Raw genomic sequence first — 24,355 nt, 5'->3', positions numbered from 1 at the left:
ATCTCACCTACTTTTTTTAGTGCAAGAAGCACCGTTCCTTTGAGAAAAGAATTGTACAACCGGTCTTTTCAAATTGGTTAAGCAACACCTCATCATTAGAGGAATAACCTGGAAGATTGAATGCAGAAATATTCGCTTTTATGATTTGTTGAACCGGAATTTCATGCGGAAAATTACCATCAACCGCTATAACAGCATGAGTAAAATCAGTAGTATGTGCATGATAAATTGCTTTGTGGATTGCATGCTCTACTGCAGTGACTCCATACTGATGTCCGGCAGCCACTGCCAAAGTGCGCCCCCCCTTTACGATCACTGCGCAGTATCTTGAATAAGTCTCGTGCCATCAAGCAGATCAATGGCTTCAATACGCCTTAAATTAGAACAAACACTTGCTCTCATAGTCAACAACCGTAGACTGCTAGATATTCCTTCTTCAAAGGAGGGTGCTGCAACACCATCAAAGGGATAAGCTTCGATTTCACGCATATGATCTGCTGTCAGTTGGTGATTGACCATCAAAATACCATTTTCGGCTGCCCTATGGTCGGTTGCAGTTGCATTCTTCCACCGTACGGAGAAAGATGAGCCCGCTGATAACCCTGCAATATTCGCATGTTTTATTATGACGGCAGCTGGTTGTGCAAAATATTGAAGCAGCGAATACCCTGTATTGATATTATTGATATCGTTTAGCGAAAGATTTGAACCCTCAGACAGCATAGCGTTTTGATGACATTCCCAGGAAGCTGTCTGATGAGGATTCTCACCATACTTTAACTTTATTACCCCTTTTATCTTCACTCGTTTAGTCCACCTTCATATTCATTCTCATGGTTACTCCATACCGATATAAGTAGGAGAAAGCAAGTGGTGCATTAAAGGTAAAGTGCACCAAAACAGCAACCCACACCGACCCACTGTATACATAGAGCAATCCTGAACACAGACCCATTACAAATTGTGCTAGATAATCAGGAAGCTTGAAAGTTGATGACCTTGCATGGACCAGATGATCAAATACGAACAGTAAAGCGGAGATTATTACAGCTGCTACAGCTCCGGTCAATGGCATTAATAAAGCTATTACAAATGCTTTGTAATACAATTCCTGCAGGACTGCGGAACAGAGGTATGAATACACCTCCAAACAAGCTGCATTTAAACTCAAGGGGGGGAAGAAAAGTGTCAAATCTTTGTTGTAAAACGGCTTAATCTCACCAAACCTGGGAATCAGAAATATTAATCCCGCCAGCAGAGCAAGTGAAAAAGATATGATTAAATTTCCTTTCTCTAATGAAGGACTTGAAAAAAAACTATATGCTATCAAATACGAAAAAAAGTAGACTGATCTCCTCACCCAATTCGCTCCTTTAAAGGCAGAATCACGAATACGGTAGGCATTAAGATTAATCAATAACTGAGTTTGCGTGAAAATCAACAAATATAGTGTTTCTTGTCTAGGATGAATAATAAGTATTGCTGTAAGAAGAATATATACAGCTCCAATCGCACACCATTTCGTTCTGTTCATAATTAAACCTCAATAAGCTCTTTCTCTAACAGTTCTTTAATAAATTGTTTTATATCAAGCTCTACAGTTTCTAGAGGCTCATTATAAATATTTGAAATATTCTCTGCAATTTGCTGTACGGTAGTTTCACCGTCCAAAGCGTCCCAGACGATTTCACCGATTTCATCCAATTCAAATACATGGTAATTCTTCATAATGAATTTGGTTCCTTTGATTACCCTATATTGAACAAAAACATCCCTGGTTGGCTTCATCCCTATCACTTTCCTTTCTGAAAGTAAGAGATACCGGAAGTTCATTTCCGGTATCTCTACCTGTATGATCTCATTAATAATTCATCATGCCTGGAGTAAGTTTCACTTGCTTCAGCTTCGGAGCATTGTATTTCTTCATGGCTATCACCTCCTTTCAATACACTATTCACGTAATCTGTATGTTAAGCTCTTTGTCTTACCTGAAGAGCTAGCTGAGTTCTAGAGTTTAAATCCTGAGCAAATCTCATTGCTTTTTTAATAAACACTTTTACTGAACTCTGTTCAAACGAATGAGTTTGGAAATACATATATTTTTCTAAAAGATCACGATCTTCGCTTTGCTCTTGGTAACGCAATAATTTTCTATACATCCATTTAAGATTTGGATTCGTTTCCCCGTGAATCGCCAGATGAGAAACAGTTGCCAATTCTACCAATCTACGGACCATAAAAAAGGCTGAACCAAAATCTTCAGATAATAAAGCTCCTTGAATATCTTCAACAAATGAAGTAAACCGCTCAGACAAGGTCACTGCCTGATAGAATCCAAGATTCTCAAAGGGAACCGTAGAGTAAAATTCCAGGAACCCTTCAATGTTTATGAGCGGCCTAGCATACTTTAAACGGTGTAGCAGAACAATATCCGAGTCTGAAATACGTTCAATATGATTAATTTTATTAATATCGAACTCCTGCAGTTGCCGCACGGCATTATTAAAATCTTTTAGGGTCCAATATTCGAAGTCAAAACGAACCTGCTCATGAATCAGATTACGTACCAGTGTTTTTCCTTCCCATAGATAACTTTCACCTGAATTATCATAACCAATGGAAAAATCTTCAGGAATTACATTACAAATAACATACACATCAACATCTGAGGTCTGGTTTCCAAAACCCTCCATTAACGAACCTGAAACATATACATAACCATCATTCAGTTCCAAACCATGTAAATAATTAAGTATCTGCTCCGGTTGGAGCAAAATTTGTTCTGCAGCGATTTGCAAATTGCTAACCTCCTTCTAATTAATCTAAATTCGTTGTTATAAGAATAATCACTATAGATATTTAATGTTTTTTATCAGACAACAGCGCAAAAAAACGGAATTCCATAAGGAATCCCGTTCAATAAAATACATAACTTCATTTAGACACAAGGACATGATGATTAAACATAGATGCAAATCTCGCGAAGAAATATAGCATGATTTCGTATTGATGTGATCCCCCATAGTCAGATAATTTACGGTTATCCGGTAGAAACGTTCAGGCCATATCCCTGAGTATATATGAGAGTTATTCAATTAATTGGTAATATACTACCATTATATTGATTTAAAAGTAAATAGTTTCAAATAGTATAAAATAATAAATATTTGTGAATAAATTTTCTCCACAACTCATCTGTTAATACAATAATTATCTTAATGGAGGCAAAAGGCTATTAGAATATGGACTTTACAGACTGGCTTCCATTAATCATTCAGGGGATTGGGTATCCCAAATTTTATGCCAATCTAGCATATCTAAATATTTTATTACCTATAGGTGATACCAACAGTCTTCTGGATATGTGATTGGTGCAACCAATCACATCCTACTAGGCAGATTCACACTAGTACCTTATCAGATTTAAAATAGTTAACTTTTGGTAGACATGATATAGTGAAGAAAAAAAGAGGTATCGACCATGAAACAACGTGAATTTGCGGTCTGTTTGAACCCGGAGCAACAGAAAGAATTACAAGGAGTGCGCTTCTCAAAAAGGTGTGGATTGGCAATTTACTACTGAAGAGGCACGAGTCAAACTCAAAAGGTTGTATCCACAGTTTAAAGACTGATGAGCTACTAGCAGCACATCCTATGTACCTTTTACTTCCCAATCATCATAATATTCTGGCGTTAAAGGCAGCTCCTCACCCTAAGGAACTTAGCAGCATGTACGGCTAACGGAGAAGCTAAATCGAGGGTTATTCTAGTGATATCCACCCATTCCGCCCCGCGGGAATCCTGTTCTTCGAATAGTGCCCCAAAATGGTTAAAGCTTGCCATATAAGCCCTCTCCACCGTTCATTTTCTAAATAGATTACTTGATCAGTAGGCTATACCGACACGGGATCTGATGAAATCGCCAGCATCAATTTGACTATAGGTGAATTCCGCTGTATCCGCTACAGATATTTCAGTACCCCCTGCGGGCAGAATGTCTTGTCTTACACGATAGGTCCCCATGCGTTCTCCGTCCAGCAGAGCGGTTGGGCACACAATGGTCCATTTCAGAGCTGATCGCTCCAGCATGCGATAGGCTCGTTCATGTTCTTCTGCAGCACATGTAGACCTGCGTTTAGATTCGTTGGATTGGTAACGCAGGAGTTCCGGGGAAAGCTCACTTTGAAGAATGCCCGCAGTTCCCACGGTAATAAAGCGCTCTATCCCTTCCTCATACATAGCTCCGATAATAAAAGGCATACTGTCTGTAAGCGTGGTTGTCCCGTCGGTGTTCAATGCACTAATCACTACATCATTTCCCTGCACTGCCCGGGTAACATCATCTTGATTAAGAACGTTACCTTCGATAATCGTCAGGTTGGCATGGAGAGGTTGAACCTTCTCCGGCGTACGGGCCAGCGCGGTCACATGGTGTCCATCCTGAAGAGCATGGGTAACAATGTGGCTTCCCACCCGGCCGGTGGCACCAAGAACCAATATATTCATATGAAATAACCTCCTAGAGTGTATCTCCTATCACTCATTCATTTTAGGCCGCAAAGTTACCAGATTACAACTGGATATGCGAGTCCATGGCCAGGCAGCAGCTTGTTCGAGTAATGCAGGGAAACGCAGTAATAGAAAAGAGCCGATTCTTGATCGGCTCTTTTCTGGCTCTTTTTTCAACGCTGAAAGCTTCATTCTTATAAATGAGTTATTTGCCTGATAATATCACCTGAGCTTAATACCGCTACTCCGATGTTCTTTAGCTCTTCAACCCCTTTATCGTATACCCCGGATATGGCGTCAACGGCCATCACCACTCTGAGATCCCGTTCACTGGCTTCATACATGCTTGTCCGCGGGCAGTTTGGAAAATTGCATCCGGCAAAAACTAAGGTATCAACCTTCTGCTGAGTGAGAAACTCTTCAAGTCGGGTCTGATAAAAGGCCCCCCACCGCGGTTTATACATTGCCCAGTCATACGGTCCCAACTGTTGAAAATGCCCTTCGAGGAGCAGTTCACTGTCTAGAAGCGGACTCTGTAGAGGCTTGATTTCGTTCACTAATTCTGCCCCGGCCGTATTCGGCAATACCAAAGTACTGCCCTTTTCAAAACCATCCCTGCGGCAGATATCAACATTGGTACCATCCTCTTTATACAGACGAATGACATGTACGATAGGCAATTGTGCTTGGCGGTATGCTTCCGCAAGCCGCCTCATCGCCGGCAGAATTTCTGGAGTTCCTGCTACCTCCGCTTTTGATCCGGATAACGAATTGTCATTTTGAGTATCAATCGTAACCAATGCACATTGGTTCCAATGGGGTTCAGTGTATGGCGGCATGCGATTATCATCCTTTCATAACCTCTCGGAGTGTATCAACCATTCCTGTTAGGCCGCTAAGTTGGAATCACTAAGGGAACGGTCTGCCCCCTGCTTTTGCGTTGCAGCGATTTGAATGAAGAACATGATAATATTAATTAGAATCATCCCTATTAAAGCAAAAGAAAAGCTATTAGATGCATCATGAATCCAGCCCAGAAGGATGGGACCCGTTGCACCAATTACGTATCCGGCAGACTGCTGCATGGCTGACCAAGAGGTAGCTTCGCCAGCAGTGCTGGTAGCATCCATGGGTAATAAAAGATTCAGTATAAATAAGCCTCCCGCTCCAAGCCCAAACAGCAAAGCGGAGACAACCGGTAATGTACCTGAAATTAATAATATCAAGCTTGCGAGCACGATGAAGGATTCCGTCAGCATCCATAGCCGTCTTGAAGGGAATTTCTTCAGCATCACAGGAAGGATAAAGCTAACCGGGATTTGAACGAGAACAAATACAGTTAGGCATAGAGATGCATATGACTTGGAATACCCCATCTCCTGTATGATTAACGGAAGCCAGGCTGTAAATGCATACATTAACATAGCCATCGAACCAAAGGAAAGAGTAAGCACCCAGGCCCGTCTATTATTCCAAGGCAAGGACATTTTCGGACCTCCTGAGGCTTTAACCGTTTTTGCAGAACCCGGTTTAACCAATACCCACCAGAGCATCGCAGCAATAAAAGCAAGCATCGCCCATAATCCAATCGCCTTCTGCCATGATTGGAAGTATTCCTGAACTGGACCTGAAAGCATCGTGCTTGAAGCGGCGCCTATCGTTAATGCTATGCTGTAAACAGCAATGACGGAGGGTACGTGGGACGGGAAATGTTTTTTAATAAAACCTGAAGTTAGAGGCCCTATAGTGGCAATACCTATTCCCGCAATTAATGAAGATAAGAGAAGAACATTAGCCGAATGAGTAAATAAGCGAATGATTGTCCCTACTCCAATAATCAATAAAGAATATCCTATAATCCGTTCAATCCCCCATCTGCTGCTTGCCTTCGCTGCAAATGGCGAGAATAGTCCCATACAAAGGACAGGAATTGAAGTCAGCAAGCTGGCTAATGCCGCGCTCATTCCAAGATCAACCCTGATATCCTCCAGTAGGGGAGCTACGGAATTAATGGCTGGACGTAAATTCAATGTGGCAATAAATAAGGCAATAACTAATAATACATTTTTCCTCATCTGTTAACTCCCTTTGCAAGTATTTAAATTTCTTAATATATTGTAAGGTATGGGAGAGATCAAGATGTGGGGTGTTAAAGACATAACTATAGGGCGAACAGGACAGAAAAGGGGGAATAACCATGGACATTAAATCTAGTGCATTTATTATGTCTGGAGACGGATGCTTTGAACCGGGTGTGCCGATCAGTGTAAACCGGGTATATGAAACCTTTGAGCTGAGCACCCATGCACATGATTTTATTGAAATAACCTATATCAGTGAAGGTACGGGGGTACATTACATAAATGATGAGGCGCTTCCGATTGAGCAAGGGACTGTAGTATTCATTCCGGTTGGAGCAAGCCATGTGTACCGGCCCAAAACATTCAAGAATGGCGATCCTCTCGTTGTATTCAATTGTTTGTTTCCGGTAGAATACTTGTCGGAGCTTCAATCCAATTTCCCGCAAACCAAAGACATCTGTGAATATTTCTTAAATGAACAAATCCCCTGGTTCTCCATGAAAGATTCGGATGCTACTTATCATTTTCTGTTTCGGGAGCTATACCGTGAATTCTCGGCCAAGCCGCCGGGATATCTCGCAGCCCTTTCGGCTCTGCTCGTGCAATTATTAATTGGCCTATTCCGGCACCGGTTGCAAAGTGATAAGGTCTATACAGAGAAGCCGCAATGGGAAGCCGTCCACGAAGCTATTGTATTTGTAAATTCAAATTTCTCTGGTTCGCTTAAGATTAGTGAACTTGCTGACAAAGCAAATCTAAGTCAAAGGCATTTCAGTCGTCTGTTTCAGAGCCATACTGGAATGAGCTTTACAAATTACCTGCAAAATATCCGCATGGAGGCTGCATGCCGTTACTTATCAGAAAGCAGCAAGAGTATAGCTGAGATTGCTGCAGCGGTAGGATATCATGACATGAAGTTTTTTCATCAGCTATTCAAGAAAAAGATCGGAATGACGCCCATGGAATATAAAAAGACTATTCATTAATGAACTCTGTCAGATGGCGGATTTCCTTCCTCACATGAAAAGCCCCGCAGCCATGAAACCGCTGCGGGGCCATTCCTATCTAGCTTGCTTTCTTAGTCTGAGGAGGAGCAGATACGTTACGCGGAGTTCGCACAGGTGAGATCAGCCAGTAAGCCATTCCGACAAAGACACCGCCGCCGATAATGTTGCCAAGCGTAACAGGAATCATGTTGTGAAACCAACCGGCGATGCTCACCGTCTCTGGATGATTCGGCAGCAGCACGGCTACACTGAGCAGCGTCATGTTCGCCACACTGTGTTCATATCCGCTCGCAATGAAGGCGAACAGACACCACCAGATTAGGACCAGCTTCGCCGTTTCACTCTTGGCGCGGGAGGACATCCACAGTGCCAGGCAGACCAGCCAGTTACAGAGGATGCCTCGGAAGAACAGCTCTGAGAACGGCAGGCTCATCTTTTTGGCGGCGGCGGCAAAAATCAGATGCTCTGCAGGCGCTGCCTTGAAGAGGCCCGATCCCTGAATCAACAGCGCCAGCACCACAGCACCGGCCACATTGCCGAGGAATACCAGCACCCAGTTCTTCACCGTGTCCCAGACTGTAGTTCTCCCGGCAAGCGTGCTTACCGTGAAGAACATATTATTACCTGTAAACAGCTCTGAGCCTGCGAATACAATCAAGGTCAAGGCAATCCCGAAGGATGCTCCCATAATCAGCGGCTGGAACGGTGACTTGATCGCCGCCAGCGGTGCCCCCAGTGAGAAGATCAGAATAATACCAATACCCACATATGCGCCTGCCAGGAGGGCCGCCAAAAAATATTTGGGCAGGCTCTCATTCATTTTGTCGCGTTTCCCTACGGCTGTCTCAACGATATTCTCTACGCTCTGCGTAAACATATCCGCACCTGCTCTTCCTTTAATTTAGGGTTGTTACTGCCGCAGGCAGAGTGACCTTAACAACTCCGCCCTCTACGGTAACCGGATAGACTTCTGCCTGCCCCCGGTCCGGTGCCTGAACCTCTCCGGTGCGAAGGTCGATCTTCCAGTCATGCAGCGGATCATATAAATAATAGCCTGATACGATTCCTTCTGCGAGCGGACCGCCCTTCGGATGGGGACTGTGGTTGCGTACCGCATAGACTGCGCCGTTCGATGTACGGAATATCGCTAATTCGACCTCTCCCGCATGAACTACCCGGCCGATCTGCAGCATGAAATCTTCCACTGCGCCTATCGTATATTCCCGATTGCTCCGTTCCATTATGCTCTCTCCCTCTCCCTTTAGACTATACCTGTGTCTCTTCGAACAGCGCGGTGCGGGTGTTTTTGTCATCCAGCATTTTCCGCCAAGGATCACTCACCTGGGCCAGAGCAAAGTCAATACGTGCCGCAAGCTCTTTACGGTTGTCGTCATTACCCATAACCACGGTCTGGATCTGCTCAAGACCCATCCGCTCTACCCATTCGGAGGTTCTCTCCAGATAATTACCGGTCTCACGGTAGTACTGGATGACAGCGGAGCAGACCTCAACCAGTTCCTCGTCGGTCTTCACCTTGCAGAAGGCATCTGCGATGCGCGGCTTAATCCCGCCGTTACCGCCGATGAACACTTCCCAGCCGCCGTCGTTGCCGACAATCCCAATATCCTTCGTGCAGGATTCTGCACAGTTACGCGGACAACCGTTAACCGCCATCTTGAACTTGGCCGGCATATCCAGCCGCTCATATTTACGCTCAAGCATAGCGCCCATGCCCATGGAATCCTGTGTACCGAAGCGGCAGAACTGCGAGCCCACGCAAGTTTTGACCGTACGCAACGACTTGGCATAACCATAGCCGGACGGCATATCCAGCTCCTCCCATACCTTAGGTACATCTTCTTTTTTGACACCGATCAGGTCAAGGCGTTGTCCGCCCGTTACCTTCACAACCTTCACATCATACTTCAGGGACACATCGGCAATCCGCTTCAAATCCTCAGGAGTGGTCACCCCGCCATACATCCGCGGGATAACGGTATAAGTTCCGTCCTTCTGAATATTGGCGCTCATCCGTTCATTGACGAACCGGGATTCCTTCTCGTCCTCATGAGTGTCAGGGTAGATCATCCCCAGATAATAGTTCACTGCCGGGCGGCATTTGGAACAGCCTTCTGCCTGCTTCCAGTCCAGGACATGCATGACTTCCTTGGTGGTCCGGAGGCCTTTTGCCGTAATCTCGGCTACGATCTCATCCCGGCTAAGCGAGGTGCAGCTGCAGATTCCCTGCTTGGCGCTCTGCTGGAAGCTGTCTCCGAGAACGAATTGCAGAATCTGCTCCACCACCGGCTTACAGCCGCCGCAGGAGCGGGTTGCACCCGTGCAGGCTTTGATCTCATCCACCGTAGTGAAGCCGTTCTCCGTAACAGCATCCACAATCGCTTTTTTGGTTACGCCGTTACAGCCGCAGACGATTTCTTCATCAGCCATCGCTTCAACGGACATCCCCTTCTTGGCTCCTCCTCCGCCGCAGCAGCTTGTGCCCATAACCTCATCATAGATTTCATTCGTCATCTCTGTGCTGTTTTTCACAAGCTTCTGCAGGTTCGCAGATTCCGTTACATCACCGAACAGAACGGCACCGACAATCACATTATCCTTAAGCAAAATCTTCTTGTAGGTTCGCTTCCATTCATCCTTGGCAGAAATAACGGTATGCTCCGGCGTTTCGGTGAATTCACCGGCGGAGAATACATCTACCCCGGAAATTTTGAGCTTGGTTGCTACAACCGATCCTTCGTAACCTGGAGTCTGTACACCTGACAGATGCTTGGCGAGAACCATGCCCTGCTCGAATAGCGGTGCAACGAGTCCGTAGCAGGTTCCCCGGTGCTCTGTACATTCGCCGACAGAATACACATCTGCCATAGAAGTCTGCATATAATCGTCAACTACGATCCCGCGGTTAACAGTGATTCCGCTGTCCTTCGCAAGCTGGACATTCGGCTTGATTCCCACAGCCATTACTACAAACTCTGCCGGCAGCACACTGCCGTCACTGAAGCGCAGACCGGTAACCCGTTCTTCGCCGGTCAATTCAACCGTCTGCTTGCCCATGGCGAATTTCACACCTTGTCGTGTAAGCTCTGCCTGTAGCATTGAAGAAGCGGTGCGGTCCAGCTGACGCTCCATCAGATCCTCCAGCAGATGCACAACGGTAACATCCATGCCCAGATTGACCAGGCCCTTCGCCGCTTCAAGACCCAGCAGTCCTCCGCCGATAACAGCCGCCGTGCGGTACTGCTTCGCCGCTGCCAGCATCGCATCGCAGTCCGCGATATCGCGGAAGCCGACTACCCCATCCTTAGTGCTGCCGGGTACGGGTAGAATGAAAGAATTCGAGCCTGTTGCAATAATTGCTTTATCGTAAGGAACCGCCAGTCCATTATCGGTCAATATTACTTTGTTCTGTTCATCGATCCGGGTAACCGTTGTGCCGGTATGCAGTGTAATATGATTATCTTCATACCACCCGAGATCATTGAGAATGATGTCTTCAATCGTTTTGCTGCCTTCAAGTACATAGGACAACATAATCCGGTTATAGTTGGGATGCGGCTCACTGCCGAAGACAGTAATATCATAAGCGCCGCCCAGCTTCAGAATCTGCTCAATAGTGCCTACTCCCGCCATGCCATTCCCAATCAGCACTAACTTTTCTCTTTCCGCTGCCACTGGTAGACCCTCCTTCTGAAATTCTGATTTCTTCAATAACTTTACCTGATAGAGAAATTATACTGTCCCCCATTCCATGGCAAGTGTGACCACAGTCACACCTTATGTGAATTTTTTCACACAAGTGGAGGCGAGTTCGCAGTCCTTATGCTGGACAACTTATGGCGTGAAGCATAGAGATTTATTATTCAAAAAAACGGATACCCATGCAGTTTCGCACAGATATCCGTTCATCGGGTACACACTCTCACTCATTTACTTCATTCGCTTATTTCAGTACCAGAGAAATCTCCAGCTTGTCCTGCGGACTGAGCTTCATGTCCACACCATTGCCGAGCAGCCCTTTGTCGTTGACCTTCAGTCTCCATTCCTCGCTGCTGAGCGGGGTATATTCCATTACAGTAAGAACGGTACGGTTATCCTCAGCAAGCCGGACCATACCGCTATTCTTGAGCAGTCCCTTGACGGACATATCCTGCATGAAAGAAAGCACATGCGAATGTGTCAGCTCCGGCTGCTCACTCCCCCCGTTCACCGTGATGATGACAGGCTGAAACAGCTTTCCGGTTCCGGCAGGCCCTGCTGACATCGTAATGGCTGAACCCGGCTCCAGGGCCGTATTCAGCTCTTGAACCTTCTTGCCGTTCACCTGAATCTCCCAGCTCATATCCTCACCCAGGGAGACCTTGTTCACCTCAAGAATACTAGTTCCATCCGCTGAAAAAGTAACAACGCCGCTCTTCTTGAACAGCTCTATTAATGAATTTCCGGGTACGTAAGCTTCGTTAAGCAATCTGGCCGAGCTCCCGGCCATTTCGCTGTCCCCTACCTTAACCGAAAAGGTTAATCCCTGGCCCCCGTTACTGCTGCCGCCATTCCCTGATCCCAAGCCACAACCGCTTGCCGCGGCCAGCAAGAGAAGGCACAGCATTAAGCGAATCCATTTCGTGGACATCCCACGGCACCGCCTTCATATGTATTTTCCCAGACTCTTTAAGGATAACGCATAGAGGAAGGGTTCTCAAATCATTTCTCCCGGTATATAAAGTAAAAAGCCCCCGAAGGGACTTTTACCTTGCAGCAGATTCTATTGATAACGCAGGAACAGGATGTTGTTCTCCAGATGCACATGCTCAAAGGTCATGCCTTCCAGCTCTTCAAGACGGGCATAGGTCAGACGATAAGTCGTGCAGGCATGTGCGGGCGGTGTGTAGTCATTAGTAACTCTGCGCAGCTCACGCAGAATCTCTCCGGCCCCGTCATGCTCGGCTTCCAGATTATGCAGCAATCCGCGCAGCTCAGCAAGTCCTTCTTCGCTCGGGTTCTGAGTGTAAGCCAGCATCTTAGGGAATTCGCTCTCTTCTTCCTTCGCCGTATGCTGCAGCAGCTCTTCACGCAGCATATTGAACAGGCGGTGCATTTCTCCCAGATGCGGTGAATCCTCACCGTGAACGCGGAACACCTTGGTTACATTCTGGCTGATTAGCGGAAGCTCTTCACGCAGGTAACGGTGATGCTTGTTCACAATATAATCCACCAGCTCCTCTGACGAAGCCTCGTTCCATGAGGTATCCTCTTCCAGCACCGGATGCTGTTCCTGCAGCTTGTTCAGCTCCTGTACCATTGCTGCCGGATCAAGACCCTTCTCGGCCGCAGCTTCAGCCAGCGGCTTGGCACCTCCGCAGCAGAAATCGATCCGCTGTGCTTTGAAATAATCTGCAGCTTTGGGGAACTGCAGGACAATATCTCTGACCATTGCTTCCGGGGTGAACCCGGGATGAATTGTTGTATCGTTTAATTGATTGGACGCCATGTTGGCCCCTCCTCAGGTTAAGATGTAGGTTTGTGCTGCTTTTCACTTCTACACCTTATCACTGGCCTTTGGCCAAACTTGTGATTGTACGCACTGAATATAACAAATTTTAATGAACGTGAAATTTCAGTATCCCAATGTTAAATATACTAGACATTTTGTTTTATATATTTTACAATATGCGTGAGGTGAGGGAATGGGGAAAAACTTAAGGCTCAAAGCCTCCAGAGCGGCAAAAGACATGTCGCAAAAACAACTCGCAGATGCCGTGGGGGTCACAAGGCAGACGATTATCGCGATTGAGAACGGTGATTACAACCCCACCCTGAGGCTGTGCATTGACATTTGTGAAACACTTGGGAAGACACTGGATCAACTATTTTGGGAGGGAACGAAGGATGAGCAGAACGAACCTGGATGAGAGACAACTGCAGAAGCGTCACAAGGCGGGGAATCAGGCATTTCTTTTGATGGCATTCTTGTTGCTGGCAGACATGGGGCTGCAAAACTACGGAATGAAGTGGCTGGAGTATCCGCTTAGCAATTACACAATCTTCATGCTGGGTGTGGGTTCCTATCTGGTACGGCTGATCTGGAGCGGTGCGTATGTAGGACCTGACGGCAGGCAGAGCGGAATAGGCGGGAAAAGCATAGCCGGTGCAGTACTGGCCATTGTGGTGGCGGCCTGTATTCTTATTGTTACCTTCGTGAATCCAACCGCCCAATCCGCAGCTAACGGCGGTGCGAACGGGACGGTAATACTAATCATTTCTGTTACAGCAGGACTGGTCATCTTAAGCACTGTGTACTTGATCCGGCGTAGGAATAACCGGGCGGAGTAGAGCGGTTAATATCAGGAAATCCAAACTGGGCAGCGGCCGGAAGTCCAAATGTTCACCGCAGTGACGACCTCGCTTCAAGTTCAAGTCTTTTTTCGAGTTTACCTTGTTTATTGAACCGTCGCCTGCATATAAGTCCGCTTGCCCTGCGCATCCTTCAGGTAAGGGCCAAGTCCGGCGAACCGTGAATGATCCACATATACACCCGTCATCCATCTGCCTTCGGTCAGGCCGCCGTTCCACTGCAGCACCAGATCGGGGGCAGATATCCATTCCTGATACACTCTGATGTTCTTGTCCTTATATTCTTTGGCTGGCTTGTTCAATTCGATGAGCGGTGCCGGAGTCAGATAGGTTGGCACGAAGTATACAGAGATTAGCTCCATATCCTCCTCACTTAGAAAAGCCTCCTCCCCCAAGTAAGGCTGAAGCAGCCGGGTGTTCTCATACATAGACCAGATTACAGCTTGAAGTACCATGCTCTGACTAATTCCATTATGAAAAGTAAAACGGCGCTGAGCATTTGAGCCACTCCCTCCTCTTGCCGTTACAGGCTCCAGACAATGCCGTTCACAGCCGATGCATTTCCAGCCGGATGGGCCTTGAATCCATTTCTGAAACACACTCCCGCTGTCATTGTCCCCTTTATATAGAGAAGAAATGATCTCATAAGGCACACCGATCCATGCATCCCACAGAGAATCCGGGAGATGGTTATGAAGCATGAATAACACCTTGTCATAGATCAGCTGCACTTTAATCGAAGCAGTCTCCAGTTCGGCGACATCCTTTTTTCCATAGGTTATTTCCCGGGAAAACAAGGTGATGGTCATAGTCCTCGCCTCCTAAAAGTTGTGTAAGCCCTCCGCTTCCCTTCCATCAGCATCGTCCAAAACACATCCCGTAAGCATCCGCCTGACATATAACCCTGGGCTTTTCCTACTTTTGTTAACGCTTCCACACATCCGTAATATTTAGTATGTTCTATTATATTACACAGGTAGGGCTTAAGTGCAAGGTTTATTTGGGCAAAACCTGCATAAACAAGCGGAAACGGCTTTGCCGTCCTTATAAAGGATGGTACCGTTTCAGCGAAAAATAGAAGGATAAGTTATCGTGTGAAACCTATAAGTTCTTATATTTCAAGCAGAACAGCATATGAAAAGCCCCTTACCCGGATACCGGGCAAGAGGCTGTCTCATATATATTACGGTATTGCTACTCCACCCAGCTCTCGGCCCAGGACTGGATTTGCTGCATGACCGGCTCAAGCGCACGGCCCTTCACTGTTAATTCATACTCAATGCGCACCGGTGTCTCCGGGTACACATGCCGTACCAGAATGCCCTCGCATTCCAGATCCTTCATGCGCTCGGACAGCATCTTATCGCTCATTGACGGAATCAGTCCGGAAATATCCTTGAACCGCTTGGGGCCGCTCATCAAGGTCTGAATAATGAGACCGTTCCAACGCTTGCCCAGAAACGAGAAAGCCGTCTCAAATCTCGGGCACATCGTCAATTGATGTTCTTCCATGGTTATCACCTCTCACTTATGAAGCTTACAATTAGTTAGTATATATAATTTTACCACATTTATTCTGGAATGAACATCGTTTGCCAAAAAAAAGTTCATTAACCACTATTATTATATTTCCGCTCTCAATCCTTGGTGTCTTCTGCCTTGCTTCTTAGCTGGATGGCCTCTGTAACCACATAGGCAAGATCATCGTTACTATAGAGAGAGAGTACCCCCAGCACAGTATCATCGGAGATGAACCCGGCCTCCTCTGCGGGTACCGTCAGGGCCAGCGCATTGGCCAGCGCCTGGTTGCCCTCCTGCTGCGGATAAGCCTGCAGATACAGGGCATGCGGGTCCAGCCTGTTATTCACACACCACTGGGCAAATACGAGAATCATCATTTCCTCATCCCGCTTATAGCTCTCGATGATCCGCTCTTCCATCGACTTGTTGTCATAATCCTCCATGTTGTTCTCCTCTCTGCTGCGAATCTGACCGCTCAGCGGCTTAGTCTTGCTGCTAATTCATGGCTTGGCAATACGGCCGAAGCGGAAATGCCGCACTGCTCCGGTGTCGCTATATTGCTGAGATAATGGCTGACCGCTCCGCTGAAGCCTCTGCGCTCCAGCACAGTATCCCAGCTGCCGAAGTTCTGCGTGCGCGGCAACGACCCCTGCTCATATAATATAACCCGTTCCATGTCCGTCACCTCAACCGATCTGCCATGTCCGTGCAGCTCCAGCTTCTCCAGATCGGCCCCGGCATCCCGGACCATGCTGTAATGGCCGGTGGTGCCGTTCTCCCAGCCCAGCATTCCCGAAGCCTGCAGAAGCCTGCCCTCCGCATCAGCCCTCAGGCTGCTATGCAGCAGCTCATAATCCCCGCCGGACAGCCAGAGCAGCAGATCCAGCATATGGATCAGGTCATCATGGACCGTCTCATGGCTGCTGCCCTGCTGCAGCTTCGTCCTGTGTTTGACTGCGGTGGATTGGCTGATGCCTCCGGCCTTAAGCAGCCAGGATTTGGCGGCGGTATACATCGGAGCATAGCGGCGGTTGAAACCCACGCCCAGCAGCAGCCCCTTGTTCTCAGCAAGCTCTGCCATCCGGCGGGATTCCTCCAGATCATAGGAGAGCGGCTTGTCCACATACACGGACACACCATGCGCGAGACAAGAGGTCACCAACTCATAATGTGTAGTTGTAGGACTATGTATGAACACAGCATCCAGATCCCAGGACAGCAGCTCCGTAAGCTCGGTTGTGCCCCGCTGAAGGCGATAAGCCTGGACTGCCCGCTCAACCGTAGCAGAGGAATGGCTGAGCACCCCCACCACCTCGGCCTGATCATGCCGGGAGAGCAGCGGCAAATAGACTTTACGGGCAATATCGCCAATGCCGATCAGGGCCACTCTCTTGCGGACAGATTGTTTCATTAACAGCATCTCCCTTACATAATGGGGGAATTTCTATTCCCTTATAGATGTATTATACCGTGACATGCTGCGGGAACAATGATCTTTGCTTCAATAATTGCTTTAATTGCTTTTTTTTCAGTATGATGAAATGGATGGAGTGAAGAAGGGGCATAGTATAATGAGAAAATGGCTAACGGTTATTCTATATGTTTCGTGCATAATCCTCGCGTTTATCTACAGGTATGAACTTCTGGCCTGGCTTAGAGAGGATCATCCTTTGTATTTGTCCATGCTCGCCGCCACAGTGCTGGCCTTGTTTCCGGTCCTGCCCTATAAGCTGATTATCGGTCTGTTCGGATATGCTTATGGAAGCTTCGCAGGAGCGTTAATCTGCTGGAGTGCAACTACAATAGCGGCAGCCCTTGTCTATGGAGTCGTTGCATCCATGTTCCGGAGCAAATCTATGGCCTATCTAAGCAGAATTTCGGCGCTGGACAGATTTGTGTCCGCTGTGGAGCAGCGTCCTTTTGCATCCGTAGTGATTGCCCGGCTGGCACCGTTTATCCCGCAGATGGCTGTGAATATCTACGCCGGTGCCGCCGGACTGCCTTTCTGGAGCTATCTTGGAGCCACCGCACTTGGCAAAATCCCCGGCATCGCCCTCTACGCCTTCCTCGGAGGACAGATGTTCCAGCATCCGCGAAGTGCCGCTGTAGCTATAATCGTGTATATTGCCGTACTGGCTGTGGCCGGATTGTCCATGCGCCGCCGTCCTTCTGCGGGCCGCTGACGCTTCAAGAATATCAGGCATGCTGGCAGTAAGCCTCTATTTGATTTATAATTAAATTGTGATCTATTTAATTGCATTCTACAGATGGAGGGATAACAATGAGTGAATTTCAAGCTGATTCTATAAATTTCAAGACCGAGCAAGCCACCTTCGCCGGTGGATGCTTCTGGTGTATGGTATCCCCTTTTGAAGAGCTTCCCGGCATTGTCAAAATTATCTCCGGCTATACAGGCGGACATACTGTAAATCCGACCTACGAAGAGGTATGCTCGGAAACGACCGGACATGTTGAGGCGGTACAGATTACGTTCAATCCGGATATTTTCCCATATAGCAAGCTGCTTGAGCTGTTCTGGCAACAGATTGACCCCACCGATGCCGGAGGACAATTCCATGACCGCGGCACTTCTTATGGAACGGCCATCTTCACCCATTCGGAGGAGCAGCGCCAGCAGGCAGAGGCTTCCAAGGCGGCTCTTCAAGCCAGCGGACGATTCTCCGCTCCCATTGTAACGCCTATTCTTCCGGCTAAGCCCTTCTATCCCGCTGAAGAATATCATCAGGGCTATCATCACAAGAATCCCGGCCATTACAAGCGTTACCGTAAAGGTTCAGGCCGGGAAGCGTTCATCGAAGCCCACTGGACCCATAAGGAGGACCCGCAGAGCCTGAAGGAACGCCTGACTCCGCTTCAATATGAAGTGACGCAGAACAGCGCAACGGAATCTCCGTTCCGCAACGAATTCTGGGATCACCATGGGGACGGGATCTATGTGGATATTGTCTCCGGGGAGCCGCTGTTCAGCTCAGAGGACAAGTATGATTCCGGCTGCGGCTGGCCGAGCTTCACGCGTCCGATCCGGGACTACGCGGTCAAGGAGAAAAGCGATCTCAGCCACCTGATGGTCCGCACTGAGGTACGCAGCAAGACAGCGGATTCCCACTTGGGCCATGTGTTCAATGACGGCCCTGGCGCGAACGGACTGCGGTACTGCATCAACTCGGCAGCCCTGCGCTTTGTTCCCAAAGAGGATCTGGAGAAGGAAGGCTACGGCGAGTATCGTGTGCTCTTCCAGCATGTTTAAGGCTGGAGATTCCGGCTTGCCTGCCCTCCAATAGATAGCCTCAAGCTATAGCTTCATGTATTGCATAACTTACCTTTGGCCCGAATGTATGCTGTTTTCCACATACATTCGGGCCACACGCCCACAACAGAAGAAGATCATAATTCCCGAACAAAACAAAGCCTCCAGCCCGAATTCATCGGGTATGGAGGCTTTATTCTTTACATAAATGATCCTTATGTTTATTTGTGCATTCCGTTCTACTTGTTCTGCTTACCCGTATTCTCCTCTTCCGGTGCGGCCGGAACTACAGGTGCCACTTCAGGATGAGGCTGCGATTCCCGGTCAGACAGACGATTGCCGCCCTGCCGCGCCTGTTCAAGGTGCGCGGGCTGGCGCCGTTTGAAGCTTTTCCGTAACCAGAGCACCAGTGCAACCACCACTCCAGCTACCAGCAGGACGGGGAGCGCAGCCGCCAGTACAACAACAAGCCACTGGAACATCACAGACAACGCCTTCAAGCTGCTCTTGAGTGCTTCCGAAGCCCGTTCACCCAGCGGTCCCTGGGCATTACTCTTCGTAAGGGTAAGACTCTTCTCGGTCTGGTAGAGGCGGAGCTCCACTGTAGAGAACGATACGTTCTGATCGATATACCGCATTCTGCCTTTAATCTGTTCAATTTGCTCCTGAATTTCCCCAAGCTGGTTAGCGAACTGGACGAGATCGGCTGGTTTGGTCGCTTTTTTCATAAAATCAATATATTGTGCCTCCATCATCTGCTTCGCCTTAAGGCGTGACTCCAGGTCCACATATTCCTCCGACACATCCTGCCCCTGGATGCTTCTCTGGAGCTTCTCATGCTTAATCTTCTCCAGATTGTTCAGGAACGGAGAGAAGCCCGCCGCAGGCACTTTCAGGATAAAGGTTCCGCCCTGTTCATATTCAGACATATTCTCTGAGAATTCGATAATGTAGCCGCCGGCCAGAGTGACCATATTCCGCACTTCCGTCTGCGCTGCCCCGTAGTCGCTTACCTCCATATTGAGGTTCGCCTTGTAGATCAGCTTCTTGTTCAGCCCTGCTACCACATCGGTGCCGGTGAATCCGGCAGAAGCATCTGTTCCTTGCCCAGCAACGGCCCCAGGGAGTGCCGAATTTCCGCCGCCGCCCTTCACTGCAGCCTGATCATTGACAGCCATCGCCGTGTTAGCCAGACTATCCTCCTTACCCTCTACCGCTGCAGGCGCACTCTCCGCTGATCCTTCTGATGCTGCTTCATTTCTGAACGCGCTGTCTGTATTCGCTGCCGAATCTGAATTATTACTCGACGCGCCGCATCCCGCCAGAACTATGGCTACAACCACTAGATACAATAAGTAATGCAGACCCCATTTTCGCATGCTCATTCCTCCATTAAAGTAATAGTATTCTGCTTCCGGTACTTCAGCTTCCACGGCGAAAGGCCGTTATCTGTATCGGTCCGTTCCGCGCTTATCCCTCTTGACGTTCCAAAAGCTGGAAGGTTGCAGCCATTTACGGAAAATAACAAAAAAGACCATTCAGCGATGAATTTCCCTGTATAGCCTTGTTTGCGTAATGTCTCTGTATTTGTTACAATTACGATGATAAAACGGCAAAAAAACACCAAAAACCCTATTCGCATAGAATAAGGTTATGGCGCTATTCGGACAAGCTCCACCTTGCCCGGGCAGCTGTATTGATTTCTTGCCGATTTATGTTGCCTACTACTACAAGAGGAGGTGAACCCTCATGGCAAAAGACGTATTGTGCGCAGTTAATTCTTGCACCTACTGGGCTGAAGAGAACAAATGCAACGCTGAATCCATCTTCGTTGCTTACCACAGCTCCAAGCAGCCTACACAATCTGAGGAAACAGATTGCAAAACCTTCGAAAGCAAATAATGAATGATTTCAGAATATGAAGGAGCCCTCCACAGGTTCCTTCTTTCTTTTCTCATTCTATCAAGAATGAGAATTATTATCAAGTGTTTCCTGCAAAAAACAAAACCACTGCAACAGGAGATATACGCTCCCGCTTGCAGTGGTTTTTCTGTGCAAATCTGAAGATTTTAAACGGAACAGCTCCGCCCTGTTAACGGGCCACTGCGCCGTGCTGCTCTCTCACCAGGACCGCGGCCTTCACCATATTGCGCAGTGCGCCAGTGGTCTCATCCCAGCCCCGTGTCTTCAGTCCGCAGTCGGGATTAATCCAGAACTGCTGGACATCCAGCACGCGAAGCGCACGTTCGATGGCCGAAGTCATCTCCTCTACCACCGGTACACGCGGACTGTGGATATCATACACACCCAGTCCAATCCCCTTGTCGTATTCCTGCTCCTCGAAGCTGACAATCAGCTCACCATGGCTGCGTGAGGTCTCAATGGAGATGACATCCGCATCCATCGCCGAGATTGAAGCGATCATGTCATTAAATTCACTGTAGCACATATGCGTATGCACCTGCGTGGTGTCCTTGACATGATTCGTAGCGGTCCGGAAGGATTTCACCGCCCAATTCAGGTAATACTCATGATCTCTCGCCTTCAGCGGCAGACCTTCGCGGATCGCCGGCTCATCGACCTGGATCATCTCGATACCAGCCTCCTCAAGGGCGGATACTTCATGCCGCAAGGCGAGGGCGATTTGTCCCGCCACCGCTTCCCGGCTGAGATCATCGCGGACAAAGGACCAGTTCAGGATCGTCACCGGTCCGGTCAGCATTCCCTTCACAGGCAGCTTCGTCAGTGACTGGGCATACACGCTTTCCTTGACGGTCATCGGCTCTATAAAAGCAACGTCGGCATAGATTACCGGCGGCTTCACGCAGCGTGAGCCATACGACTGAACCCAGCCGCCTGCGGTGAACAGATAGCCGGCCAGCTTCTCCCCGAAGAACTCCACCATATCCGTACGCTCGAATTCCCCGTGCACCAGCACATCCAGACCAAGCTCCTCCTGAAGCGTAATCGCTTCAGCGATCTGCCGCTTGATGAACAAGTCATAACGCTCCTGGTTCCAGACTCCCTTGCGCCATTTCAGACGGGCCTGGCGGACTTCAGCCGTCTGCGGGAAGCTGCCGATGGTCGTGGTCGGCAGCAGCGGCAGACGCCACTTCTCCTGCTGGACCTTCACACGCTCGGCGAACGGAAGGCTGCGGTGGTCCGGCAGCTGGGCAAGGGCACGCACCTGCTCGGCTACATCCGCACGCCCGCGCTCAGGCAGGGCACGGAATACGGCCAGCACCTCACGGCTGCGCTCCAGCTCAGCGGCATAACGCTCTTTTCCTTCGTTCGTGGCTGCCGCAATCAGAACCAGCTCAGCCAGCTTCTCATTGGCGAACGCCAAGGCGTTCTTGACCGCAGCCTTCAGCTTGACCTCGCCCTCAACCGTTACAGGCACATGCAGCAGGCTTGAGGCAGGCTGAAGAATCAACTGCTCCTGAGGCACATAGGTCAGCAGCTTCGCTACCAGCTCCAGCTTAGCATCGGTATCGGCGCGCCAGATGTTGCGTCCGTCAAGGATACCGGCACCTAGTGTCTTATCCTGCGGCCAGCCCAGGCGTGCAACCGACTCCAGATTCTTGCCGCCGTCATGGACGAAGTCAAGACCCAGACCCTGCACGGGCAGCGCCAGCAATGCTTCAAGCGGCTCCGCAGCTTCGAAGTACGTCTGCAGCATCAGGTTCAGACCAGGTACGGCAGCAGCAATCTCACTGTAAATGTTCTGGAGCAGTGCGGTATCCTCAGCTGTTAAGCCTGTAACAATTGCCGGTTCATCGATCTGTACCCAGGTTACTCCTTCGGCCTGCAGCTCTTGTAGCAGCTGTACATACAGCGGGAGGAAGCGCGCGGCAACGGCGGCGATGCCGGCTGCCGGGAAGCCCTTGGACAGCTTCAGGAAGGTATACAGCCCGACTATAACCGGCTTGCCCTCAATACCTGCCCGCTCCTTGGCGAAGCGGTAGGCGGCCAGCGGTTTATTCGTTGTCAATACCGGAGTCAGACTCCCGATCTCAGGCACAATGTAATGGTAGTTCGTATTGAACCATTTGGTCATCTCGCAGGCCGGGGCCCCTGCATTGCCGCGCGCCATGGCAAAATACAGATCCAGCGGAATCTCTCCGCCCTTATATCCGTAACGCGCAGGTACGATCCCGAACATAGCGGCGGTATCCAACACATGGTCATAGAAGGTGAAATCGCCCACCGGAATCAGATCAACTCCGGCCTGCTGCTGGGTCTGCAAATGCTGAAGCTGGATATCCTCCATCTGCGAGCGGAAGTTCTGCTCATCGATTTTCCCGGCCCAATATGCCTCAAGTAATTTCTTCCATTCACGGTTCTTTCCGATTCTCGGATAACCGAGGCTGCTTGTCTTGATTCCTTTACTCATAGCTGTCCACTCCTCTGTATAATGGTCTGCCCTTATGCCTGCAAGCCTTAATCTGATGCCATCTTACTGCACGCCTCCCGCGCCCCGCAACAGATTCCACGCAATCCGGCTATACAGATTCCCTATAGCAGAACGCCAAAAAAAGCCGCACCCCCATGAAGGAGGAGCAGCTAAGACTCTGAAGCCCGGCGAAATCAGAACCAGATCAGATAAACCACACCCGCAAGTACAATCCGGTAGATCGCGAAGGGCAGTAGCTTGATCCGGTTAATCAGCTTCAGGAAGAAACGCATTGATACCAGTGCGAATACGAAGGCGCTGATGAACCCGGCAATGAAGAACGGCAAGGCATCCAGCGTGAAATACTGCCAGTTCTTCAGCAGTGAAATCAGGCTCGCCCCGGCCATAATCGGCACCGCCATGATGAAGGTGAAATCGGCTGCCGCACGGTGGCTCATGCCCAGCAGAACCCCGCCGGATATCGTCGAGCCCGACCGCGAGAAGCCCGGCCACAGGGAGATACATTGGATCAATCCGACTGATAGCGCCTGCCTATATGTAATTTGGTCCACACTCTCAGTCCGGGCATTCGCAGGCGCAAAACGGTCGGCACAGATCATGAACAATGCTCCAACCACAAGTCCAATCAATACAGTAAAGGTAGAGAACAGATGCTCATCAATGTAGTCCTCCAGCAGAAATCCGAAAATTCCGGCCGGTAGCAGTCCGACAAGGATATGTGTCAGCTTCAGCCGCCCTTCCGCGGGGGCCTGCCGCTGCCCTTCCGGCACTACGGCCAAATCCTTGCGGCTGAGCTTCCCGAGGCCCAGCAGATCAATGAACCGGTTACGGAAAATAATAACGACCGCTAGAATAGAGCCTAATTGAATTACTACCTTGAAGGAGTTGGCCGTGTACTTCCCCAGGAATTCCTGCGATTTAAGCCACATATCATCAACGATGATCATATGGCCTGTCGAGGATACCGGAGCAAATTCGGTCAGCCCTTCCACAATTCCCAGGATGATTGCTTTGACAATGGTCAGCAGCTCCATGGCGATCCCCCTTTATTGTTTTCAATATAATAATTGTAAACTCACACAGCTATTTCTGAAACTTACAACCCTCTTGCACTATTGCAAAATTTAGTCCATAACGGTCACTTGACAGGCAGGAGTCTACACTTTATATTTATATGCATGCGCAT

At 48.8% G+C, this 24,355-nt stretch carries 26 protein-coding genes and 1 riboswitch; of the genes, 6 read left to right on the top strand and 20 right to left on the bottom strand.

Going from position 1 to position 24,355, the window contains the following annotated elements; genetic code table 11:
* Positions 1-16 precede the first annotated feature (16 nt).
* The 8 genes from NSU18_RS30420 to NSU18_RS30385 all read right to left on the bottom strand — a co-directional run bounded on the left by NSU18_RS30420 (position 17) and on the right by NSU18_RS30385 (position 6,584).
* A complete protein-coding gene (locus NSU18_RS30420; protein WP_341150843.1) occupies positions 17-292 on the bottom strand; it encodes a hypothetical protein in 276 nt (91 codons plus the stop codon).
* 20 nt (positions 293-312) lie between these two features.
* Positions 313-804, bottom strand: coding sequence for a hypothetical protein (locus tag NSU18_RS30415; protein ID WP_341018063.1), 492 nt, complete (start codon positions 802-804; stop codon positions 313-315).
* 4 nt (positions 805-808) lie between these two features.
* Entirely contained in the window at positions 809-1,534 is a 726-nt protein-coding gene (locus tag NSU18_RS30410; RefSeq protein ID WP_341018061.1) for a CPBP family intramembrane glutamic endopeptidase, read from the bottom strand.
* 2 nt (positions 1,535-1,536) lie between these two features.
* Positions 1,537-1,788 carry a PqqD family protein gene (locus NSU18_RS30405; protein ID WP_341018059.1) on the bottom strand — a complete coding sequence of 84 codons (252 nt, stop codon included), beginning with the start codon at positions 1,786-1,788 and terminating at the stop codon, positions 1,537-1,539.
* Positions 1,789-1,970: 182 nt separating this feature from the next.
* Positions 1,971-2,798, bottom strand: a complete 828-nt coding sequence (locus tag NSU18_RS30400) for a hypothetical protein (protein ID WP_341150842.1) — start codon at positions 2,796-2,798, stop codon at positions 1,971-1,973.
* Between the two features lie 204 nt (positions 2,799-3,002).
* A riboswitch (purine riboswitch) is annotated at positions 3,003-3,104 on the bottom strand.
* Positions 3,105-3,885: 781 nt separating this feature from the next.
* A complete protein-coding gene (locus NSU18_RS30395) occupies positions 3,886-4,506 on the bottom strand; it encodes an NAD(P)-dependent oxidoreductase (protein WP_341150841.1) in 621 nt (206 codons plus the stop codon).
* Between the two features lie 197 nt (positions 4,507-4,703).
* Complete coding sequence (locus NSU18_RS30390) at positions 4,704-5,309, bottom strand: cysteine hydrolase family protein (protein WP_341150840.1); 606 nt, start codon at positions 5,307-5,309, stop codon at positions 4,704-4,706.
* A gap of 87 nt (positions 5,310-5,396) precedes the next feature.
* The gene (locus NSU18_RS30385) at positions 5,397-6,584 is read right to left on the bottom strand and encodes an MFS transporter (protein WP_341150839.1); all 1,188 of its coding nucleotides are present in this window, start codon (positions 6,582-6,584) and stop codon (positions 5,397-5,399) included.
* 122 nt (positions 6,585-6,706) lie between these two features.
* Between NSU18_RS30385 and NSU18_RS30380 the strand changes: the two genes are divergently transcribed.
* On the top strand, positions 6,707-7,576 hold the full coding sequence (locus NSU18_RS30380; RefSeq protein WP_341018052.1) for an AraC family transcriptional regulator: 870 nt from the start codon (positions 6,707-6,709) through the stop codon (positions 7,574-7,576).
* 79 nt (positions 7,577-7,655) lie between these two features.
* On the opposite strand, the gene NSU18_RS30375 is transcribed toward NSU18_RS30380, so the two are convergent.
* The 5 genes from NSU18_RS30375 to ric all read right to left on the bottom strand — a co-directional run bounded on the left by NSU18_RS30375 (position 7,656) and on the right by ric (position 13,073).
* Positions 7,656-8,474, bottom strand: coding sequence for a formate/nitrite transporter family protein (locus NSU18_RS30375; RefSeq protein WP_341150838.1), 819 nt, complete (start codon positions 8,472-8,474; stop codon positions 7,656-7,658).
* A gap of 19 nt (positions 8,475-8,493) precedes the next feature.
* On the bottom strand, positions 8,494-8,838 hold the full coding sequence (gene nirD, locus NSU18_RS30370) for a nitrite reductase small subunit NirD (RefSeq protein ID WP_341150837.1): 345 nt from the start codon (positions 8,836-8,838) through the stop codon (positions 8,494-8,496).
* Between the two features lie 25 nt (positions 8,839-8,863).
* On the bottom strand, positions 8,864-11,290 hold the full coding sequence (nirB, locus tag NSU18_RS30365; protein ID WP_341018049.1) for a nitrite reductase large subunit NirB: 2,427 nt from the start codon (positions 11,288-11,290) through the stop codon (positions 8,864-8,866).
* A 268-nt stretch (positions 11,291-11,558) separates the two neighbouring features.
* Positions 11,559-12,179, bottom strand: coding sequence for a hypothetical protein (locus tag NSU18_RS30360; protein WP_341018048.1), 621 nt, complete (start codon positions 12,177-12,179; stop codon positions 11,559-11,561).
* Between the two features lie 198 nt (positions 12,180-12,377).
* The gene (gene ric, locus NSU18_RS30355) at positions 12,378-13,073 is read right to left on the bottom strand and encodes an iron-sulfur cluster repair di-iron protein (RefSeq protein ID WP_341018667.1); all 696 of its coding nucleotides are present in this window, start codon (positions 13,071-13,073) and stop codon (positions 12,378-12,380) included.
* A gap of 226 nt (positions 13,074-13,299) precedes the next feature.
* Here ric and NSU18_RS30350 point away from each other — a divergent pair, with 226 nt between their 5' ends.
* Together NSU18_RS30350 and NSU18_RS30345 are read left to right on the top strand one after the other, a co-directional pair.
* Positions 13,300-13,524: a helix-turn-helix transcriptional regulator gene (locus NSU18_RS30350; RefSeq protein WP_341018046.1), complete on the top strand. Its 225-nt coding sequence runs from the start codon at positions 13,300-13,302 to the stop codon at positions 13,522-13,524.
* Positions 13,502-13,945, top strand: coding sequence for a DUF6773 family protein (locus NSU18_RS30345; protein WP_341018045.1), 444 nt, complete (start codon positions 13,502-13,504; stop codon positions 13,943-13,945). The genes NSU18_RS30350 and NSU18_RS30345 overlap by 23 nt, the downstream gene beginning before the upstream one ends.
* 107 nt (positions 13,946-14,052) lie before the next feature.
* Here NSU18_RS30345 and NSU18_RS30340 read toward each other — a convergent pair whose 3' ends face one another.
* From NSU18_RS30340 to NSU18_RS30325, 4 genes are all read right to left on the bottom strand, one after another.
* Positions 14,053-14,775, bottom strand: a complete 723-nt coding sequence (locus NSU18_RS30340; RefSeq protein WP_341150836.1) for a hypothetical protein — start codon at positions 14,773-14,775, stop codon at positions 14,053-14,055.
* A gap of 385 nt (positions 14,776-15,160) precedes the next feature.
* On the bottom strand, positions 15,161-15,478 hold the full coding sequence (locus tag NSU18_RS30335) for a winged helix-turn-helix transcriptional regulator (RefSeq protein WP_036698497.1): 318 nt from the start codon (positions 15,476-15,478) through the stop codon (positions 15,161-15,163).
* A gap of 125 nt (positions 15,479-15,603) precedes the next feature.
* Positions 15,604-15,930 (bottom strand): hypothetical protein, encoded by a 327-nt coding sequence (locus NSU18_RS30330; protein WP_341150835.1) that lies wholly within the window; start codon positions 15,928-15,930, stop codon positions 15,604-15,606.
* 32 nt (positions 15,931-15,962) lie between these two features.
* Positions 15,963-16,898 (bottom strand): Gfo/Idh/MocA family protein, encoded by a 936-nt coding sequence (locus NSU18_RS30325; RefSeq protein ID WP_341150834.1) that lies wholly within the window; start codon positions 16,896-16,898, stop codon positions 15,963-15,965.
* 160 nt (positions 16,899-17,058) lie between these two features.
* On the opposite strand from NSU18_RS30325, the gene NSU18_RS30320 reads away from it, so the two are divergent.
* Positions 17,059-17,670: a TVP38/TMEM64 family protein gene (locus NSU18_RS30320; RefSeq protein WP_341018039.1), complete on the top strand. Its 612-nt coding sequence runs from the start codon at positions 17,059-17,061 to the stop codon at positions 17,668-17,670.
* Positions 17,671-17,768: 98 nt separating this feature from the next.
* Positions 17,769-18,755, top strand: coding sequence for a peptide-methionine (S)-S-oxide reductase MsrA (gene msrA, locus NSU18_RS30315; RefSeq protein ID WP_341150833.1), 987 nt, complete (start codon positions 17,769-17,771; stop codon positions 18,753-18,755).
* A gap of 239 nt (positions 18,756-18,994) precedes the next feature.
* On the opposite strand, the gene NSU18_RS30310 is transcribed toward msrA, so the two are convergent.
* Positions 18,995-20,134 (bottom strand): DUF4349 domain-containing protein, encoded by a 1,140-nt coding sequence (locus tag NSU18_RS30310; protein ID WP_341150832.1) that lies wholly within the window; start codon positions 20,132-20,134, stop codon positions 18,995-18,997.
* 370 nt (positions 20,135-20,504) lie between these two features.
* On the opposite strand from NSU18_RS30310, the gene NSU18_RS30305 reads away from it, so the two are divergent.
* Positions 20,505-20,657 (top strand): DUF1540 domain-containing protein, encoded by a 153-nt coding sequence (locus NSU18_RS30305; protein ID WP_076079942.1) that lies wholly within the window; start codon positions 20,505-20,507, stop codon positions 20,655-20,657.
* 190 nt (positions 20,658-20,847) lie between these two features.
* Here NSU18_RS30305 and metE read toward each other — a convergent pair whose 3' ends face one another.
* On the bottom strand, positions 20,848-23,148 hold the full coding sequence (gene metE, locus NSU18_RS30300; RefSeq protein ID WP_341150831.1) for a 5-methyltetrahydropteroyltriglutamate--homocysteine S-methyltransferase: 2,301 nt from the start codon (positions 23,146-23,148) through the stop codon (positions 20,848-20,850).
* 194 nt (positions 23,149-23,342) lie between these two features.
* Positions 23,343-24,203, bottom strand: a complete 861-nt coding sequence (locus tag NSU18_RS30295) for an undecaprenyl-diphosphate phosphatase (RefSeq protein WP_209871277.1) — start codon at positions 24,201-24,203, stop codon at positions 23,343-23,345.
* Positions 24,204-24,355: the final 152 nt, after the last annotated feature.

This window comes from Paenibacillus sp. FSL H8-0048 (genome assembly GCF_038002825.1).
Lineage (GTDB): Bacteria > Bacillota > Bacilli > Paenibacillales > Paenibacillaceae > Paenibacillus_AQ.
This window is presented reverse-complemented; position numbering and strand designations above follow the sequence as displayed.

Bases quoted from the DNA above. Each gene is read 5' to 3' on its own strand.
- NSU18_RS30330 (WP_341150835.1), bottom strand. From the start codon at position 15,930: ATGGAGGATTATGACAACAAGTCGATGGAAGAGCGGATCATCGAGAGC.
- NSU18_RS30410 (WP_341018061.1), bottom strand. From the start codon at position 1,534: ATGAACAGAACGAAATGGTGTGCGATTGGAGCTGTATATATTCTTCTT.
- NSU18_RS30305 (WP_076079942.1), top strand. From the start codon at position 20,505: ATGGCAAAAGACGTATTGTGCGCAGTTAATTCTTGCACCTACTGGGCT.
- NSU18_RS30385 (WP_341150839.1), bottom strand. From the start codon at position 6,584: ATGAGGAAAAATGTATTATTAGTTATTGCCTTATTTATTGCCACATTG.
- metE (WP_341150831.1), bottom strand. From the start codon at position 23,148: ATGAGTAAAGGAATCAAGACAAGCAGCCTCGGTTATCCGAGAATCGGA.
- NSU18_RS30295 (WP_209871277.1), bottom strand. From the start codon at position 24,203: ATGGAGCTGCTGACCATTGTCAAAGCAATCATCCTGGGAATTGTGGAA.
- NSU18_RS30395 (WP_341150841.1), bottom strand. From the start codon at position 4,506: ATGAATATATTGGTTCTTGGTGCCACCGGCCGGGTGGGAAGCCACATT.
- NSU18_RS30320 (WP_341018039.1), top strand. From the start codon at position 17,059: ATGAGAAAATGGCTAACGGTTATTCTATATGTTTCGTGCATAATCCTC.
- NSU18_RS30375 (WP_341150838.1), bottom strand. From the start codon at position 8,474: ATGTTTACGCAGAGCGTAGAGAATATCGTTGAGACAGCCGTAGGGAAA.
- NSU18_RS30345 (WP_341018045.1), top strand. From the start codon at position 13,502: ATGAGCAGAACGAACCTGGATGAGAGACAACTGCAGAAGCGTCACAAG.
- NSU18_RS30335 (WP_036698497.1), bottom strand. From the start codon at position 15,478: ATGGAAGAACATCAATTGACGATGTGCCCGAGATTTGAGACGGCTTTC.
- NSU18_RS30310 (WP_341150832.1), bottom strand. From the start codon at position 20,134: ATGCGAAAATGGGGTCTGCATTACTTATTGTATCTAGTGGTTGTAGCC.
- NSU18_RS30340 (WP_341150836.1), bottom strand. From the start codon at position 14,775: ATGACCATCACCTTGTTTTCCCGGGAAATAACCTATGGAAAAAAGGAT.
- NSU18_RS30380 (WP_341018052.1), top strand. From the start codon at position 6,707: ATGGACATTAAATCTAGTGCATTTATTATGTCTGGAGACGGATGCTTT.
- NSU18_RS30350 (WP_341018046.1), top strand. From the start codon at position 13,300: ATGGGGAAAAACTTAAGGCTCAAAGCCTCCAGAGCGGCAAAAGACATG.
- NSU18_RS30325 (WP_341150834.1), bottom strand. From the start codon at position 16,898: ATGAAACAATCTGTCCGCAAGAGAGTGGCCCTGATCGGCATTGGCGAT.
- NSU18_RS30405 (WP_341018059.1), bottom strand. From the start codon at position 1,788: ATGAAGCCAACCAGGGATGTTTTTGTTCAATATAGGGTAATCAAAGGA.
- msrA (WP_341150833.1), top strand. From the start codon at position 17,769: ATGAGTGAATTTCAAGCTGATTCTATAAATTTCAAGACCGAGCAAGCC.
- nirD (WP_341150837.1), bottom strand. From the start codon at position 8,838: ATGGAACGGAGCAATCGGGAATATACGATAGGCGCAGTGGAAGATTTC.